15 protein-coding genes and 1 pseudogene are annotated in these 13553 nt (G+C 72.1%); 7 read left to right on the top strand and 9 right to left on the bottom strand.

Going from position 1 to position 13553, the window contains the following annotated elements; genetic code table 11:
- Nucleotides 1-72: 72 nt before the first annotated feature.
- The 5 genes from lpdA to G6W55_RS07325 all read left to right on the top strand — a co-directional run bounded on the left by lpdA (nt 73) and on the right by G6W55_RS07325 (nt 5544).
- The gene (gene lpdA / locus G6W55_RS07345; protein ID WP_175519986.1) at nt 73-1485 is read left to right on the top strand and encodes a dihydrolipoyl dehydrogenase; all 1413 of its coding nucleotides are present in this window, start codon (nt 73-75) and stop codon (nt 1483-1485) included.
- Between the two features lie 112 nt (nt 1486-1597).
- Nucleotides 1598-2971, top strand: coding sequence for a hypothetical protein (locus G6W55_RS07340; protein ID WP_175519985.1), 1374 nt, complete (start codon nt 1598-1600; stop codon nt 2969-2971).
- Nucleotides 2968-3477, top strand: a complete 510-nt coding sequence (locus G6W55_RS07335; protein WP_175519984.1) for a hypothetical protein — start codon at nt 2968-2970, stop codon at nt 3475-3477. Before G6W55_RS07340 ends, G6W55_RS07335 begins: the two co-directional genes overlap by 4 nt.
- An 86-nt stretch (nt 3478-3563) precedes the next feature.
- Nucleotides 3564-5048: an AlkA N-terminal domain-containing protein gene (locus tag G6W55_RS07330; RefSeq protein WP_303049892.1), complete on the top strand. Its 1485-nt coding sequence runs from the start codon at nt 3564-3566 to the stop codon at nt 5046-5048.
- A gap of 10 nt (nt 5049-5058) precedes the next feature.
- On the top strand, nt 5059-5544 hold the full coding sequence (locus G6W55_RS07325; protein ID WP_175519983.1) for a methylated-DNA--[protein]-cysteine S-methyltransferase: 486 nt from the start codon (nt 5059-5061) through the stop codon (nt 5542-5544).
- A 15-nt stretch (nt 5545-5559) separates the two neighbouring features.
- Here G6W55_RS07325 and G6W55_RS07320 read toward each other — a convergent pair whose 3' ends face one another.
- Nucleotides 5560-5874: a hypothetical protein gene (locus G6W55_RS07320; RefSeq protein ID WP_175519982.1), complete on the bottom strand. Its 315-nt coding sequence runs from the start codon at nt 5872-5874 to the stop codon at nt 5560-5562.
- Entirely contained in the window at nt 5874-6608 is a 735-nt protein-coding gene (locus G6W55_RS07315) for a Sir2 family NAD-dependent protein deacetylase (protein WP_175519981.1), read from the bottom strand. Before G6W55_RS07315 ends, G6W55_RS07320 begins: the two co-directional genes overlap by 1 nt.
- 77 nt (nt 6609-6685) lie before the next feature.
- On the opposite strand from G6W55_RS07315, the gene G6W55_RS07310 reads away from it, so the two are divergent.
- Nucleotides 6686-6886 (top strand): type II toxin-antitoxin system VapB family antitoxin, encoded by a 201-nt coding sequence (locus G6W55_RS07310; RefSeq protein WP_175519980.1) that lies wholly within the window; start codon nt 6686-6688, stop codon nt 6884-6886.
- A gap of 22 nt (nt 6887-6908) precedes the next feature.
- On the opposite strand, the gene G6W55_RS07305 is transcribed toward G6W55_RS07310, so the two are convergent.
- Both G6W55_RS07305 and G6W55_RS07300 read right to left on the bottom strand, forming a co-directional pair.
- Complete coding sequence (locus G6W55_RS07305; RefSeq protein WP_175519979.1) at nt 6909-7409, bottom strand: NUDIX hydrolase; 501 nt, start codon at nt 7407-7409, stop codon at nt 6909-6911.
- A 38-nt stretch (nt 7410-7447) separates the two neighbouring features.
- On the bottom strand, nt 7448-8617 hold the full coding sequence (locus tag G6W55_RS07300; protein ID WP_175519978.1) for an ADP-ribosylglycohydrolase family protein: 1170 nt from the start codon (nt 8615-8617) through the stop codon (nt 7448-7450).
- Between the two features lie 125 nt (nt 8618-8742).
- Here G6W55_RS07300 and G6W55_RS07295 point away from each other — a divergent pair, with 125 nt between their 5' ends.
- A complete protein-coding gene (locus tag G6W55_RS07295; RefSeq protein WP_309243653.1) occupies nt 8743-9894 on the top strand; it encodes a glycerate kinase in 1152 nt (383 codons plus the stop codon).
- A 131-nt stretch (nt 9895-10025) separates the two neighbouring features.
- Here the strand turns inward: G6W55_RS07295 and pssA are convergent, their stop codons facing one another.
- The 5 genes and pseudogenes from pssA to G6W55_RS07270 all read right to left on the bottom strand — a co-directional run.
- Nucleotides 10026-10844: a CDP-diacylglycerol--serine O-phosphatidyltransferase gene (pssA, locus tag G6W55_RS07290; protein WP_078635766.1), complete on the bottom strand. Its 819-nt coding sequence runs from the start codon at nt 10842-10844 to the stop codon at nt 10026-10028.
- Between the two features lie 22 nt (nt 10845-10866).
- Entirely contained in the window at nt 10867-11523 is a 657-nt protein-coding gene (locus tag G6W55_RS07285; protein ID WP_030789115.1) for a phosphatidylserine decarboxylase, read from the bottom strand.
- 171 nt (nt 11524-11694) lie between these two features.
- A complete protein-coding gene (locus tag G6W55_RS07280) occupies nt 11695-12900 on the bottom strand; it encodes an acyl-CoA dehydrogenase family protein (protein WP_030789118.1) in 1206 nt (401 codons plus the stop codon).
- A gap of 2 nt (nt 12901-12902) precedes the next feature.
- A complete protein-coding gene (locus tag G6W55_RS07275; protein WP_175519977.1) occupies nt 12903-13427 on the bottom strand; it encodes a MaoC family dehydratase in 525 nt (174 codons plus the stop codon).
- Nucleotides 13428-13432: 5 nt separating this feature from the next.
- Nucleotides 13433-13553: pseudogene (locus tag G6W55_RS07270) on the bottom strand (CoA ester lyase); the annotation flags it as partial.

The raw sequence follows: 13553 nt of genomic DNA, 5'->3' as shown, positions 1-13553 counted from the left end.
TCGGCAGGGAACGAAGCACCACCGACAGCGCACTCCACGGACACAGCGCACTCCACGGAAAAGGAACCCTCCATGGTCGAGCAGGACGAACGCTTCGACGTCGTGGTCCTCGGCGCCGGACCCGGCGGCTACGTCGCCGCGGTCCGCGCCGCCCAGCTTGGCAAGAGCGTCGCGGTCGTCGAGGAGAAGTACTGGGGCGGGGTCTGTCTCAACGTGGGCTGCATCCCCACCAAGGCCCTGCTCCGCAACGCCGAGCTGGCGCACATCTTCACCCGCGAGGCGAAGACCTTCGGCATCAGGGCCGACGGCCAGGTCACCTTCGACTACGGCGAGGCGTACCGCCGCAGCCGCAAGGTCGCCGACGGACGCGTCAAGGGCGTCCACTACCTGATGAAGAAGAACAAGATCACCGAGCTGGACGGGCGCGGCACCTTCCTCGACGCGCACACCCTCCAGGTGCGCGACTACGACGGCAACACCCGCACCATCGGCTTCGACCACTGCGTCATCGCCACCGGCGCCACCCCCAAGCTGCTCCCCGGCACCAAGCGCAGCGCGCGCGTGGTCACCTACGAGGAGCAGATCCTCGCCGAGGACCTCCCGCAGTCCATCGTCATCGCGGGCGCCGGCGCCATCGGCATCGAGTTCGCCTACGTCCTGCACAACTACGGCGTCAAGGTCACCGTCGTCGAGTTCCTGGACCGGATGGCCCCGCTGGAGGACGCCGAGGTCTCCGCCGAACTCGCCCGCCAGTACCGCAAGCTGGGCATCGACGTGCTCACCTCCACCCGCGTCGACGCCATCGACGAGTCCGGCCCGCAGGTCCGCGTCACCGTCACCGGCAAGGACGGCGCCCAGCGGGTCCTGGAGGCCGACAAGGTCCTCCAGGCCATCGGCTTCGCCCCGAACGTCACCGGCTACGGCCTGGAGAACACCGGCGTCGAGGTCACCGACCGGGGCGCGATCGACGTCGACGGCCACTGCCGTACGTCCGTCCCGCACCTCTACGCCATCGGCGACGTCACCGCCAAGCTGATGCTCGCGCACACCGCCGAGGCCATGGGGGTGATCGCCGCCGAGACCCTCGCCGACGCCGAGACGATGGAACTCGACTACGCGATGATCCCGCGCGCCACCTACTGCCAGCCGCAGATCGCCAGCTTCGGCTACACCGAGGCCCAGGCCCGCGACCTCGGACACGACGTCAAGGTGGCGAAGTTCCCCTTCACCGCCAACGGCAAGGCGCACGGCCTCGGCGACACCACCGGCTTCGTCAAGCTCATCAGCGACGCCAAGTACGGCGAGTTGCTCGGCGGCCATCTCATCGGCCCCGACGTCACCGAACTCCTCCCGGAGCTGACCCTGGCCCAGCAGTGGGACCTCACCGTCCACGAGGTCGCCCGCAACGTCCACGCCCACCCGACCCTGGGCGAGGCCGTCAAGGAGGCGGTGCACGGACTGGCCGGCCACATGATCAACATGTGAGCCGACGGCGGGGCCGCTCACCCGGACGGCCCCGCCGCGCTCGCCGTCCCAAGGCGCCCGCGATGTCCTGGCAGCAGCCACAGGACGCGAGCGACGGACGAGGGAGCGCGCCATGCCGGACAGCGGTGCGCCCTCCGGCCCCGGGGACGCCGTCGACCCGGAGGAACTGCGGCTGCTGCGCGCCCGGGTCTCGGCGCTGGAGACGGACCTGGACACGGTCCGCGCCGCACTCCCCACCGCCGCCCCCACTGAGGGGCCCGCCCGGCACCGGGCGCGCTCCGTGCTCGCGGTGGTCCTCATCGTCCTCGGCTGTCTGCTGGCCCCGCTGAGCGTCGTCGCCGCCTGGAGCGCCGAACTGGTCGGGGACACCGGCCGCTATGTCGACACCGTCCGCCCCCTGGCCTCCGACCCGGACGTCCAGAACGCCGTCGCGGACGCCGTCTCCGACGCCGTCGTGGCCCGGCTCGACCTGCCGGTCCTGCTCCAGAGCGCGGCCCCGGACCGGCGGCCGCTGCTGGAACAGGCGCTCGGCGTGCTGGGGGAACCCCTTCAGGACGCGGTCCGCAGCTTCGTCCACGACAAGGCGCGGGCGGTCGTCGCCTCGGCCGCCTTCGAACGGATCTGGGCCGACGCCAACCGCCGCGTCCACGACACCCTGGACAAGGCGCTCACCGGCAGCGGGGACGGCGCCGTCAGACTGGAGAAGGACAGCGTCACGCTCGACCTCGCCCCGGTCGTCGAGGACGTCAAGGAGCGCCTCGCCGACGACGGCCTGACGGTCGCCCGCCGCATCCCCACCCTGCACACCGACTTCACCCTCGTCCGCTCCGACGACATCGGCCGGATCCGCACCTATGTGCGCCTTCTGAAGCTGGCCGGGCTCTGGCTGCCCGTCGTGGCGGTCCTGCTGGTCGCGGCGGGCGTCCTGCTCGCCGGCCGGCGCCGCCGCGCCCTGATCGTCTCCGCGCTCGCCTTCGCCGTCACCACCCTGCTGCTCGGCGTCGCGCTCAGCGTGTTCCGGGTCGTCTACCTCGACGCCCTCCCGGCCGGTGTCTCCCAGCCCGCCGCCGGGGCCGTCTACGACACGCTGACCCGCTTCCTGCGCACCAGCGTGCGGGTCGTGGTCGCGCTCGGGGTGACGGTGGCCGTGGCCGCCTGGCTCACCGGGCCCGGCCGGGCGGCCGGTCTGGTCCGGCATCTGTGGCACTCCGGCATCGCCGCGGTCCGCGCCGCTGCGGGACACGCGGGGCTGCGCACCGGTCCGGTCGGCCCGTTCGTCCGCCGCTTCCGGCCGTGGATCACCTGGACCCTGGTCGGGGCGACCGTCCTGACCTACCTCCTGTGGCCGTACCCGACCGGCTGGGTCGTCATCGGGCTGGCGCTCACCCTGCTGTTCGCGCTGAGCGCGGCCGACTTCCTGGCGGCGGACGACACGGTGACCGCCGGTCCGCCGGGCCACGCGTCCACGAAGGAGACCCCCGTATGACCCCACCCGGCGCCTCGCCGTCCGGCGACCCGCACCGCGCCCCGCAGGGCGACATCGGCAGCGCCTGGTCCGCCCCGCCCGGCGGCCCGCGCCGCGCCGCACCGGCCCCGCAGGACACCCGTCGGGCCCGGGACGCCCGGGTCGCCGGTGGTGTCGCCTTCGCCGGGACGCTGATGCTGTGCGGCGGCGTCCTCGCCGTCCTCCAGGGCATCCCCGCCCTGATGGCGAACGGCGGCGGCTACCCCCGGACCGGCTCCTCCGCCTACGACGTCGACCTGACCGCCTGGGGCTGGATCCACGTGGTCCTCGGCGTCCTCGCCGCCGGTGCCGGGGCGGGCCTCCTCAGGGACGCGGCCTGGGCCCGCTACCCGGCCCTCTTCGTGGCCGCCCTCAGCCTGGTCACCCAGTTCCTGTTCCTCCCGCACCGGCCTCTGTGGTCGGTCACCGTCATGGCGATCGACGCCTTCGTGATCTGCGCGCTGGTGGCCCGCCAGGAACCCCCGTGACCTGACGGGGGAGCGGTGCAGGCCGGCGGAGGTCGATGTCGGATTCCTGCCAGCGCCCACCCGGTCCGGTCCCCGATGCTGGACGCATGCAGAACGGGATGCACACCGACCGGGACCGCTGTGTGCGCGCCGTCCGCTCCAAGGACGCGCGGTTCGACGGCTGGTTCTTCACCGCGGTCACGACCACCGGCATCTACTGCCGGCCGAGCTGCCCGGTGGTACCGCCCAAGCCGGAGAACATGACCTTCCTGCCCAGCGCGGCCGCCTGCCAGCAGGCCGGGTTCCGCGCCTGCAAGCGCTGCCGCCCCGACACCAGCCCCGGGTCCCCCGAGTGGAACCTGCGCGCCGACCTCGTGGCCCGCGCGATGCGGCTGATCGCCGACGGGGTCGTGGACCGGGACGGCGTCACGGGCCTCGCCGTCCGCCTCGGCTACAGCACCCGCCAGATCGAACGCCAGCTCCTCGCCGAACTCGGCGCCGGACCCCTCGCGCTCGCCCGCGCCCAGCGCGCGCGGACGGCCCGGCTCCTCATCGAGACCACCGGACTGCCCATGGCGGACGTGGCGTTCGCCGCCGGCTTCGCCTCCGTCCGCGCCTTCAACGACACCGTGCGGGAGGTCTTCGCGCTCTCCCCGACCGACCTGCGCACCCGCGCCGGCGCGGGCCGGGCCACCCCCACCACCCCGGGCACCCTCGCCCTCCGGCTCCCCTTCCGCGCCCCGCTCAACCCCGACAACCTCTTCGGACATCTCGCGGCGACCGGCGTACCGGGCGTGGAGGAGTGGCGCGACGGCGCCTTCCGGCGCACCCTGCGCCTGCCCCACGGGCACGGTGTCGTGGCCCTCACCCCGCACCCCGACCACATCGGCTGCCGTCTCACCCTCACCGACCCGCGCGATCTCACCGTCGCCATCAGCCGCTGCCGGCGGATGCTCGACCTGGACGCCGATCCGGTCGCCGTGGACGACCAGTTGCGCACCGACCCGCTGCTCGCGCCGCTGGTCGACAAGGCCCCGGGACGCCGGGTGCCGCGCACGGTCGACGAGGCCGAGTTCGCCGTCCGCGCCGTCCTCGGCCAACAGGTCTCCACAGCGGCGGCCCGCACCCACGCGGCCCGCCTGGTCACGGCGTACGGCGACCCGGTGGACGACCCGGAGGGCGGCCTCACCCACCTCTTCCCCACCCCCGAGGCGCTGGCGGCGGTGGACCCGGAGTCCCTGCCGATGCCCCGCACCCGCCGCACGACCTTCACCACACTCGCCACACAACTCGCCTCGGGCGCCCTGCACTTGGACGTCGACAGCGACTGGGCGGAGACCCGCGCCCGGCTCCTCGCCCTCCCCGGCTTCGGCCCCTGGACCGTCGACGTCATCGCGATGCGCGCCCTCGGCGACCCCGACGCCTTCCTCCCCACCGACCTCGGAGTCCGGCGCGCCGCACGCGAGTTGGGCCTCCCCGCCACCCCGGCGGCCCTCACCGCCCGCGCGGCCGCCTGGCGCCCCTGGCGCGCCTACGCGGTCCAGTACCTGTGGGCCACCGACAGTCACCCCATCAACTTCCTTCCCGCGTAAGGAAATCGACGTGAGACACCACACCGTCATCGACAGCCCGTACGGCCCGCTCACCCTCGTCGCCGACGACGACGGCGTCCTGTGCGGCCTCTACATGACCGACCAGCGCCACCGCCCGCCCGAGGAGACCTTCGGCCCCCGCGACGACACCCTCTTCACCGAGACCGAGGACCAGCTCGCCGCCTACTTCGCCGCCGACCTCAAGGAGTTCACCGTCCCGCTGCGCCTGCACGGCACCCCCTTCCAGCAAAGGGTCTGGGCCGAACTCCGCAGGATCCCCTACGGCGAGACCCGCACCTACGGCGCCCTCGCCGCCACCCTCGGCACCCCGGGCGCCGCCCGCGCGGTGGGCCTCGCCAACGGCCGCAACCCCATCGGCATCATCGTCCCCTGCCACCGCGTCGTCGGCGCCGACGGCAACCTCACCGGCTACGGCGGCGGCCTCCCCCGCAAACGCCGCCTCCTGACCCACGAAACGGGCACGGCACTCTTCTAGTCCAGGACCCGGCGCCTAGAACACGAGCCCCCACCGCACGCCCGAGACCACGCCCAGCACGAGCGCCGGTGACACCCACCACCACGGCACGGCCCGGCGCACGGACGGCGCCGCCCATGCCACCACCACGGCACCGGCGGCCGCGATCGAGAGGGAACACGCCAGCACGATCCCCGCGTACGCGTTGTCGTCCCAGGCACCGGACGGCCGGACGGTCAGCGACACCCAGCAGAAGAAGCCGGCGACGAGCGTGAGCAGGCCGGCCGGCACGGCGAACACCCAGCGCGTTCCGGCCCGTTCGTCGTCCGCCCCGGGCTCCTCGCCGCGCACTACGCGCCCTCGCCGGCCAGCGCGCCCAGCACCCGGGGCAGGGCGACGCCGATCGGCTCGCGTACGACCTCGTCGGCGATGTCGTCGTACGGGGTCGGTTCGGCGTTCACGATGATCAGGCGGGCGCCGTGGTCGGCGGCGACCTGGGTGAGGCCCGCCGCCGGATGGACCTGGAGGCTGGTGCCGACGGCGAGGAAGACCGTGCACGCCTTGGCGATGGCGGCGGCCTCGCCGAGCACGACGGGGTCGAGGTGCTGGCCGAACATGATCGTCGCGGGCTTGAGGACACCGCCGCACTCCAGGCACGGCGGATCCTCCTCGCCCGCGTCGAGCCGGGCGAGCGCGTCGGCCATGGGACCCCGGGCATGACACTTGACGCACACGAACTCCCGCGCCGTGCCGTGCAGTTCGAGCACCTTGCGGGCGGGCAGCCCGGCGAGCTGGTGAAGCCCGTCCACGTTCTGCGTGAGCACCCGCACCGGCACCCCGGACCGCTCCAGCTCCACGACGGCCCGGTGCGCGACGTTAGGCTCGGCCCCCAGCGCCCCGGTGTCACGCCGCATCCGCCAGGCCCGGCGCCGGATCTCGGGGTCCTTGACGTAGTACTCGTAGGTGACGAGCTTCTCGGCCTCCGGGTCCCTGCGCCACAGCCCGTCCGGGCCGCGGTAGTCGGGGATGCCGGAGTCGGTGGAGACACCGGCGCCGGTCAGGACGGCGACGAGGGGCTTGCTCATGGGGGCGAGGGTAGGTCGGCGGGGCCGTGGAGCGCGAACGGATATCCGGGGGCCCGCACCGGTGCTACCGTCCCGGCATGGCCAAGGTCACCGTCTCCCTCGATGCCGAACTCGTCGTCGAGGTCATGGTTCTCTCCGGTGTGGGCAGTCCGCAGGACGCCGTCGAGCTGGTCGTGCGCGACTACATCGAGCGCGGGCACCGCACCGAGTCCCGGACCGCCGTACGCGACGAGGCGCTGCGCGAGGTGGACGCCAAGCCCAGTGACACCCAGGGCTGAACGGCACGGGGAGACGGGGCGCTCAGAGCACCCGGCGGCCGTTCTCCAGCTCGGCCGTGTCCGCGCCCTCCGCCAGCACGTCGAGCGCGGCCAGCACCCGCAGGCCCAGCGAGCCCAGCAGATATTCGGTGATCTCCTCACGGGCGACCAGGCGCCAGGACAGCAGCTCCTCCTCCTGGAGCTTGATCTCCTTGAGGGCCAACTCGTCGAGCACGCCGCCGTCGTAGAGGTACGCCACCAGCGGCGGGCGGCCGGGCCCGGTCGACCAGTCCACCGCGAGCAGCCGGCCCAGCGGACGGTCGAGGCCGATCTCCTCCAGGGTCTCGCGGCGCGCGCCCTGACGCGGCGACTCGCCCTCGTCGGACTCGATCGTGCCGCCGGGCAGCGCCCAGCCGTCACGGTAGTTGGGCTCGACGAGCAGGACCCGGCCCTCGGCGTCCCGGAAGAGCGCCGCGGCACCGGCCAGGACACGGGGCAGGGAAGCGATGTACGCCGCGAAATCGGACGTGCTGGAAGTGGTCATTCACTAAGGGTAACCACCGAGCGGAGCCGCTCATCGGACTAGTCACGACCCCCGGCCCCGGGAACACCCTCCGTGTCCGCCACCCCCACGGCGTGAACAGCGGTCGTACGCTCATCAGTTCGCGGAGTGATCTTGTGGGTGCGGGTTGCCGCCAGCCGCACCGTCCGCTCCGCCAGCTCGCTGATCCGCACCCCGTCGAACCCGAACACCGCACTGCGCACGGTGTCCTCCAACGGTTCCGTCCAGCGCCCGGGAATCGCCGCCGCCCCGGTCAGGACACCGGCCACGGACCCGGCCGTCGCCCCGTTGGAGTCCGTGTCCAGACCGCCGCGGACGGTCAGCGCGACCGTGCGCGTGAAGTCCCCTTCCCCGTACAGCAGTCCGGCGGTCAGCACGGCCGCGTTGGGGACCGTGTGGATCCAGCCCAGCCCGGCCGTCTCCCGCTCCGCCGTCGCGAGCGTCTCCTCCCAGGCCAGCCCCGCGTCCCGCAGGGCGGCGACCCGGCGCACGGTCCGCGCGAGCCGGCTGCCCGCCGGAACGACGGTCAGCCCCTCCTCGACGGCGTGCCGGACGGTCGGCGCGGTGAACGCCGCCGAGACCGTCGCCGCCGCCCACATCGCGCCGTACACGCCGTTGCCGGTGTGCGACAGCACGGCGTCCCGGCGGGCCAGGGCGGCGGCCTCGCGCGGGGCGCCGGGACAGGTCCAGCCATAGATGTCGGCCCGGATCAGCGCGCCGATCCACTCCTGGTACGGGTTGTCGTACGTCGCGGTGAGCGGCGGCCGCAGCCCGGCGGCGAGATTGCGGTAGGCGGCCCGCTCCGCCGTGAACGTCTGCCGGTACGGCAGCCGCAGCAGCCACAGGTCGCCGACCTGCTCGGTGCTGAACCCGAAGCCGTGCGTCTCCAGCAGGTCGAGCCCGAGGACGGCGTAGTCCACGTCGTCGTCACGGCAGCTTCCGCGCACCCGCCCGCGGACACAGGCCCGCCACTCGGGCCGCAGCAGCGCCGCGTCGTCCGCGGTCGGCGGCTCCGGCAGATAGTCGGTGAGCGGCAGCGCGTCCGCGCGCCGCAGATAGCCGTCGATCCGCTCGCGGGTCCACACCTCGCCCTGCTCGACGGGTTTGCCGAGCATGTTGCCCGCGATGCGGCCCAGCCAGCCGCCGAGCACCCGGTCGGCGAACTCCGGGTCGCCGCCCACAGAGGTCATGGCTCCGGTGTACCCGATTTCCAGGGTTCGGGCACCGCATGACGGCGGCGGTGTCCGCCGGTTAAGGTCGCAGCGGCGCGACTGGCCCCGCCGTGCGCGGGGCCCGGAGAGCAAGGGGATGGATCGTGGCGGACGCCGGAGCGCACGGCACCCGACGGGTGCTCGTGGCCGCGGACAAGTTCAAGGGGTCGCTGACGGCCGTGGAGGTCGCCGAGCGGGTGACGGCCGGGCTGCGCCGGGTCGTACCGGAGGCCGAGGTGGAGGCCCTGCCGGTCGCCGACGGCGGCGACGGCACGGTGGACGCGGCGGTCGCCGCCGGGTTCGCCCGCCGGGAGGTCCCGGTCGCCGGGCCCCTCGGCCACGAGGTCACCGCCGCGTTCGCGCTGCGCGGGGACACCGCCGTCGTGGAGATGGCGGAGGCGAGCGGCCTCCAGCGGCTGCCGGCCGGGGTCTTCGCCCCGCTCACCGCGTCGACGTACGGCTCCGGCGAACTGCTGCGGGCCGCGCTGGACGCGGGCGCGCGGACGATCGTGTTCGGGGTCGGCGGCAGCGCCACCACCGACGGCGGCGCGGGCATGCTCTCCGCCCTGGGCGCCCGGTTCCTCGACGACGACGGCGAACCCGTGGCTCCGGGCGGCGGCGGACTCGCCCGGCTGGCCCGCGCGGACCTGTCGGGGCTCGACCCCCGGCTGTCCGCCGTCGACCTGGTCCTGGCGAGCGACGTCGACAACCCGCTGACCGGCCCGAAGGGCGCACCGGCGGTGTACGGGCCGCAGAAGGGCGCCTCCCCGGACGACGTCGATGCGCTGGACGCGGCGCTGACGCACTTCGCGAAGGTGCTGGAGGACGCCGTCGGCCCCGGGGCGGCGGAGCACGCGGCCGCGCCGGGCGCGGGCGCCGCGGGCGGCATCGGCTACGGCGCGCTGCTCCTCGGCGCCCGGTTCCGCCCCGGCATCGAGGTGATGCTCGACGTGCTGGGCTTCGCCCCGGCCCTGGAGCGGGCCGAGCTGGTGATCACCGGGGAGGGCTCGCTGGACGAGCAGACCCTGCACGGCAAGGCCCCGGCAGGGGTCGCCGCGGCGGCCCGCGCGGCCGGCAAGGAGGTCGTCGCCGTCTGCGGCCGCCTCGCCCTGCCCCCACAGGCCCTCGGCCGGGCCGGCATCCGCCGCGCCTACCCCCTGACGGAGATCGAACCGGACATCACCACATGCATCTCCGAAGCGGGCCCGATCCTGGAACGGGTGGCGGAACAGATCGCCCGAGACTTCCTGACCTGACAGCCGCCTGGGCACCGACTCCCCAGGGGCGCGGGGAACTGCGCGACCAGCCACAACGCGGCCGCACCCGAAAAGCACACGAGAAGGGCCCCGGGTCAACACCCGGGGCCCTTCTCACAACCTACGACCTGCTACGGCAACTGCGCGGCCCGCGCCTCCCGCCGATTGTCACGGAAGTTGTTCACCCGGCGAGCCGTGGCGAACAGCGGAATGACCGCACCCATGACGAGCTGGAGCGCGCAGCCCGTCTGGAGGAGGAGCTGTCCGCTCGGCGCGTCGAACGCCCACGCGGCCAGCAGACCCATCGACAGCACGATCCAGGACAGCATCGCGCCGGCGAGACGGCCCCGCGGCTTGGGGTACTCGACCCGGCTCACCATCAGCCAGGCGGTGCCCAGGATGGCGAGGAGCGTCGCCACGAAGGGCAGCTCCAGGAGCACGATCGAGACGACCGTCAGCGCGCCGAACGGCGAGGGCATGCCCTGGAAGGTGCCGTTGCGCGGAGTGACGCAGGAGAATCTCGCCAGCCGCAGCACGACCGCCAGCAGGACGACGATCGCGCCGACCGCCGCCACCCGCTGGTGGGCGTCGTCGGCGACCATGCCGTAGACCAGGACGAAGTACGCCGGGGCCAGGCCGAAGCTGATCAGGTCCGAGAGGTTGTCCAGCTCGGCGCCCATGGGGGAGGAGCGCAGCTTGCGCGCCACCAGCCCGTCGAAGAGGTCGAAGACCGCCGCGCAGAGCATGAGGATGACCGCCGTGGCCGCGCTGTGGCGGGCCATGCCGGATTCCTGGCTGCCGGTGAGGTGCGGGATCAGGATGCCGGTGGTGGTGAAGTACACCGCCATGAACCCGCACGTGGCGTTGCCGAGGGTGAGGGTGTCCGCTATCGACAGGCGGAGAGAGAGGGGCATCTCCTCCTCTTCGTCCACCTCGTCGGCGTCCGGCACCCAGCCGGCCTGGGTCTGTGGGTCAATCACGGTCAATGCGAGTCACCCCTGCCACGGTCTTCTGCCCGACCTCGACCGCGACCTCCACGCCCTCGGGCAGGTAGATGTCCACGCGGGAGCCGAAGCGGATCAGACCGATCCGGTCGCCCTGCTCCACCTTCGTGCCCTCGGGGATGTAGGGGACGATACGGCGGGCCACGGCACCGGCGATCTGGATCATCTCGATGTCACCGAGCTCGGTGTCGAAGTGCCAGACGACGCGCTCGTTGTTCTCGCTCTCCTTGTTGAAAGCCGGAACGAACCCGCCGGGGATGTGCTCGACCGACGTGACCGTGCCGGAGAGCGGCGCGCGGTTGACGTGGACGTTGAGCGGGCTCATGAAGATCGCGACCCGGGTGCGCCCGTCCTTCCACGGCATGATGCTCTGCACCACACCGTCGGCGGGGGAGATGACCCGCCCGGAGGCGATCTCGCGCTCGGGGTCACGGAAGAACCACAGCATGCCCGCCGCGAGAGCGGTGGCGGGCACGGCGACGGCCTTGGCGACGCCCGAGCGGCGGGCGCGGACCAGGCTGACGGCTGCGGTGGCGACGGTCGGCAGGAGCCACGGCGATGCTCCGCGCGCGAGGCGTGCGCCCACCAGGCTGTCGCGGTGTGCAGAGGTTTGGCTGTGGGGCATGGATGACCTTCGTAGCGGATGATGCCGCGCTTCGACGGGGGGACGGCGGCTTTCCGGCGATCGTAGCGGTTCGGGGCCACAACTGGGTAAGTCAGGAAGCCGAGTCGGTTGCCGGTGTGGGTCAAGGGGGTGTGATCTTCTTCTCGAAGAAAACACCCCCAACCCTGACAACTAGCCCTGGAACCGGTACTCCTCCAGCAGGCGGCGCCCGATGATCATTTTCTGGATCTCGGCGGTGCCTTCACCGATCAGCAACATCGGGGCCTCCCGGTAGAGGCGCTCGATCTCGTACTCCTTGGAGAAGCCGTATCCCCCGTGGATACGGAAGGCGTCCTCCACGACCTCCTTGCAGTACTCGGAGGCGAGGTACTTCGCCATCCCGGCCTCGAGGTCGTTTCGTTCGCCGGAGTCCTTTTTGCGTGCGGCGTTCACCATCATGGCATGGGCCGCCTCGACCTTGGTAGCCATCTCGGCCAGCTTGAACTGGATGGCCTGGTGCTGGGCGATCGGCTTGCCGAAAGTGTGACGCTGCTGGGCGTACTGGACACCGAGTTCGAACGCACGCTGAGCGACGCCGCAGCCACGCGCCGCCACGTTCACGCGGCCCACCTCGACGCCGTCCATCATTTGGTAAAAACCTCGGCCGGTGACGCCGCCGAGCACCCGGTCGGCGGGAATCCGCAGGCCATCCATGATGAGCTCGGTCGTGTCGACGCCCTTGTAGCCCATCTTGTCGATCTTGCCCGGGATGGTGAGGCCGGGGCGGACCTCTCCGAAGCCGGGCTCCTTCTCGATCAGGAAGGTCGTCATCGACTTGTGGGGCGCGGTGCCCTCGGGGTGTCCTTCGTCACTTCGCACCAGAACGGCCACGAGCGACGACGTTCCGCCGTTCGTCAGCCACATCTTCTGGCCGTTGAGGACGTACTCCTCGCCGTCCTTGACGGCTTTGGAGGTGATGGCCGACACGTCCGAGCCGAGGCCCGGCTCCGACATGGAGAACGCGCCCCGGATGTCGCCGGCCGCCATCCGCGGCAGGAAGTGGTCCTTCTGCTCCTGCGTGCCGTGCTGCTTGAGCATGTACGCCACGATGAAGTGCGTGTTGATGATGCCGGACACCGACATCCAGCCGCGGGCGATCTCCTCGACGCACAGCGCGTACGTCAGGAGCGACTCGCCCAGGCCGCCGTACTCCTCCGGGATCATCAGGCCGAACAGGCCGAGTTCCTTGAGGCCGTCGACGATCTGCTGCGGGTACTCGTCACGGTGCTCCAGCTCGGTCGCGACCGGGATGATCTCCTTGTCCACGAAGTCGCGGACGGTGGAGAGGATCTCCTGCTGGATGTCGGTCAGACCGGCGGTCTGGGCGAGTCGCGCCATGGCTACTTCTCCGTCTTTTCGGCGGGGGTGTTCAGCTCCGGGCGGCCGGGCTGCTCACCGCCGCGCTCCTTGATGTACGTCTCGGTCGGCACCATCACCTTGCGGCGGAACACGCAGACGAGCGTGCCGTCCTGCTTGTAGCCCTTGGTCTCGACGTACACGATGCCGCGGTCGTTCTTCGACTTCGACGGCCACTTGTCGAGCACGGTCGTCTCGCCGTAGACCGTGTCGCCGTGGAAGGTCGGCGCCACGTGCCGGAGCGACTCGATCTCCAGGTTGGCGATCGCCTTGCCGGAGACGTCCGGGACGGACATGCCGAGCAGCAGGGAGTAGATGTAGTTGCCCACCACGACGTTCTTGCCGAAGTCGGTCGTCTTCTCGGCGTAGTTGACGTCCATGTGGAGCGGGTGGTGGTTCATGGTGAGGAGACAGAAGAGGTGGTCGTCGTACTCGGTGACCGTCTTGCCGGGCCAGTGCTTGTAGACCGCGCCGACCTCGAACTCCTCGTAGGTGCGTCCGAACTGCATGGTGCTCAGCCCTCCGGGATCTCGAACTTGGAGGTGCGCTGCATGCCGGCGGCGCGGCCCTTGCCGGAGACGACCAGGGCCATCTTGCGGCTGGCCTCGTCGATCATCTCGTCGCCGAGCATCGCG

Source organism: Streptomyces sp. CAI-85, from assembly GCF_013363615.1.
Classification (GTDB): domain Bacteria; phylum Actinomycetota; class Actinomycetes; order Streptomycetales; family Streptomycetaceae; genus Streptomyces; species Streptomyces antibioticus_B.
The sequence above is the reverse complement of the archived record's forward strand: the minus strand, read 5'-3'. Positions and strand labels throughout refer to the sequence as shown.

What these genes read in the sequence shown, in the direction of transcription:
- lpdA (WP_175519986.1), top strand. Translation starts at nt 73, where the DNA reads ATGGTCGAGCAGGACGAACGCTTCGACGTCGTGGTCCTCGGCGCCGGA.
- G6W55_RS07340 (WP_175519985.1), top strand. Translation starts at nt 1,598, where the DNA reads ATGCCGGACAGCGGTGCGCCCTCCGGCCCCGGGGACGCCGTCGACCCG.
- G6W55_RS07335 (WP_175519984.1), top strand. Translation starts at nt 2,968, where the DNA reads ATGACCCCACCCGGCGCCTCGCCGTCCGGCGACCCGCACCGCGCCCCG.
- G6W55_RS07330 (WP_303049892.1), top strand. Translation starts at nt 3,564, where the DNA reads ATGCAGAACGGGATGCACACCGACCGGGACCGCTGTGTGCGCGCCGTC.
- G6W55_RS07315 (WP_175519981.1), bottom strand. Translation starts at nt 6,608, where the DNA reads ATGAGCAAGCCCCTCGTCGCCGTCCTGACCGGCGCCGGTGTCTCCACC.
- G6W55_RS07310 (WP_175519980.1), top strand. Translation starts at nt 6,686, where the DNA reads ATGGCCAAGGTCACCGTCTCCCTCGATGCCGAACTCGTCGTCGAGGTC.
- G6W55_RS07305 (WP_175519979.1), bottom strand. Translation starts at nt 7,409, where the DNA reads ATGACCACTTCCAGCACGTCCGATTTCGCGGCGTACATCGCTTCCCTG.
- G6W55_RS07300 (WP_175519978.1), bottom strand. Translation starts at nt 8,617, where the DNA reads ATGACCTCTGTGGGCGGCGACCCGGAGTTCGCCGACCGGGTGCTCGGC.
- G6W55_RS07285 (WP_030789115.1), bottom strand. Translation starts at nt 11,523, where the DNA reads ATGCCCCACAGCCAAACCTCTGCACACCGCGACAGCCTGGTGGGCGCA.
- G6W55_RS07280 (WP_030789118.1), bottom strand. Translation starts at nt 12,900, where the DNA reads ATGGCGCGACTCGCCCAGACCGCCGGTCTGACCGACATCCAGCAGGAG.
- G6W55_RS07275 (WP_175519977.1), bottom strand. Translation starts at nt 13,427, where the DNA reads ATGCAGTTCGGACGCACCTACGAGGAGTTCGAGGTCGGCGCGGTCTAC.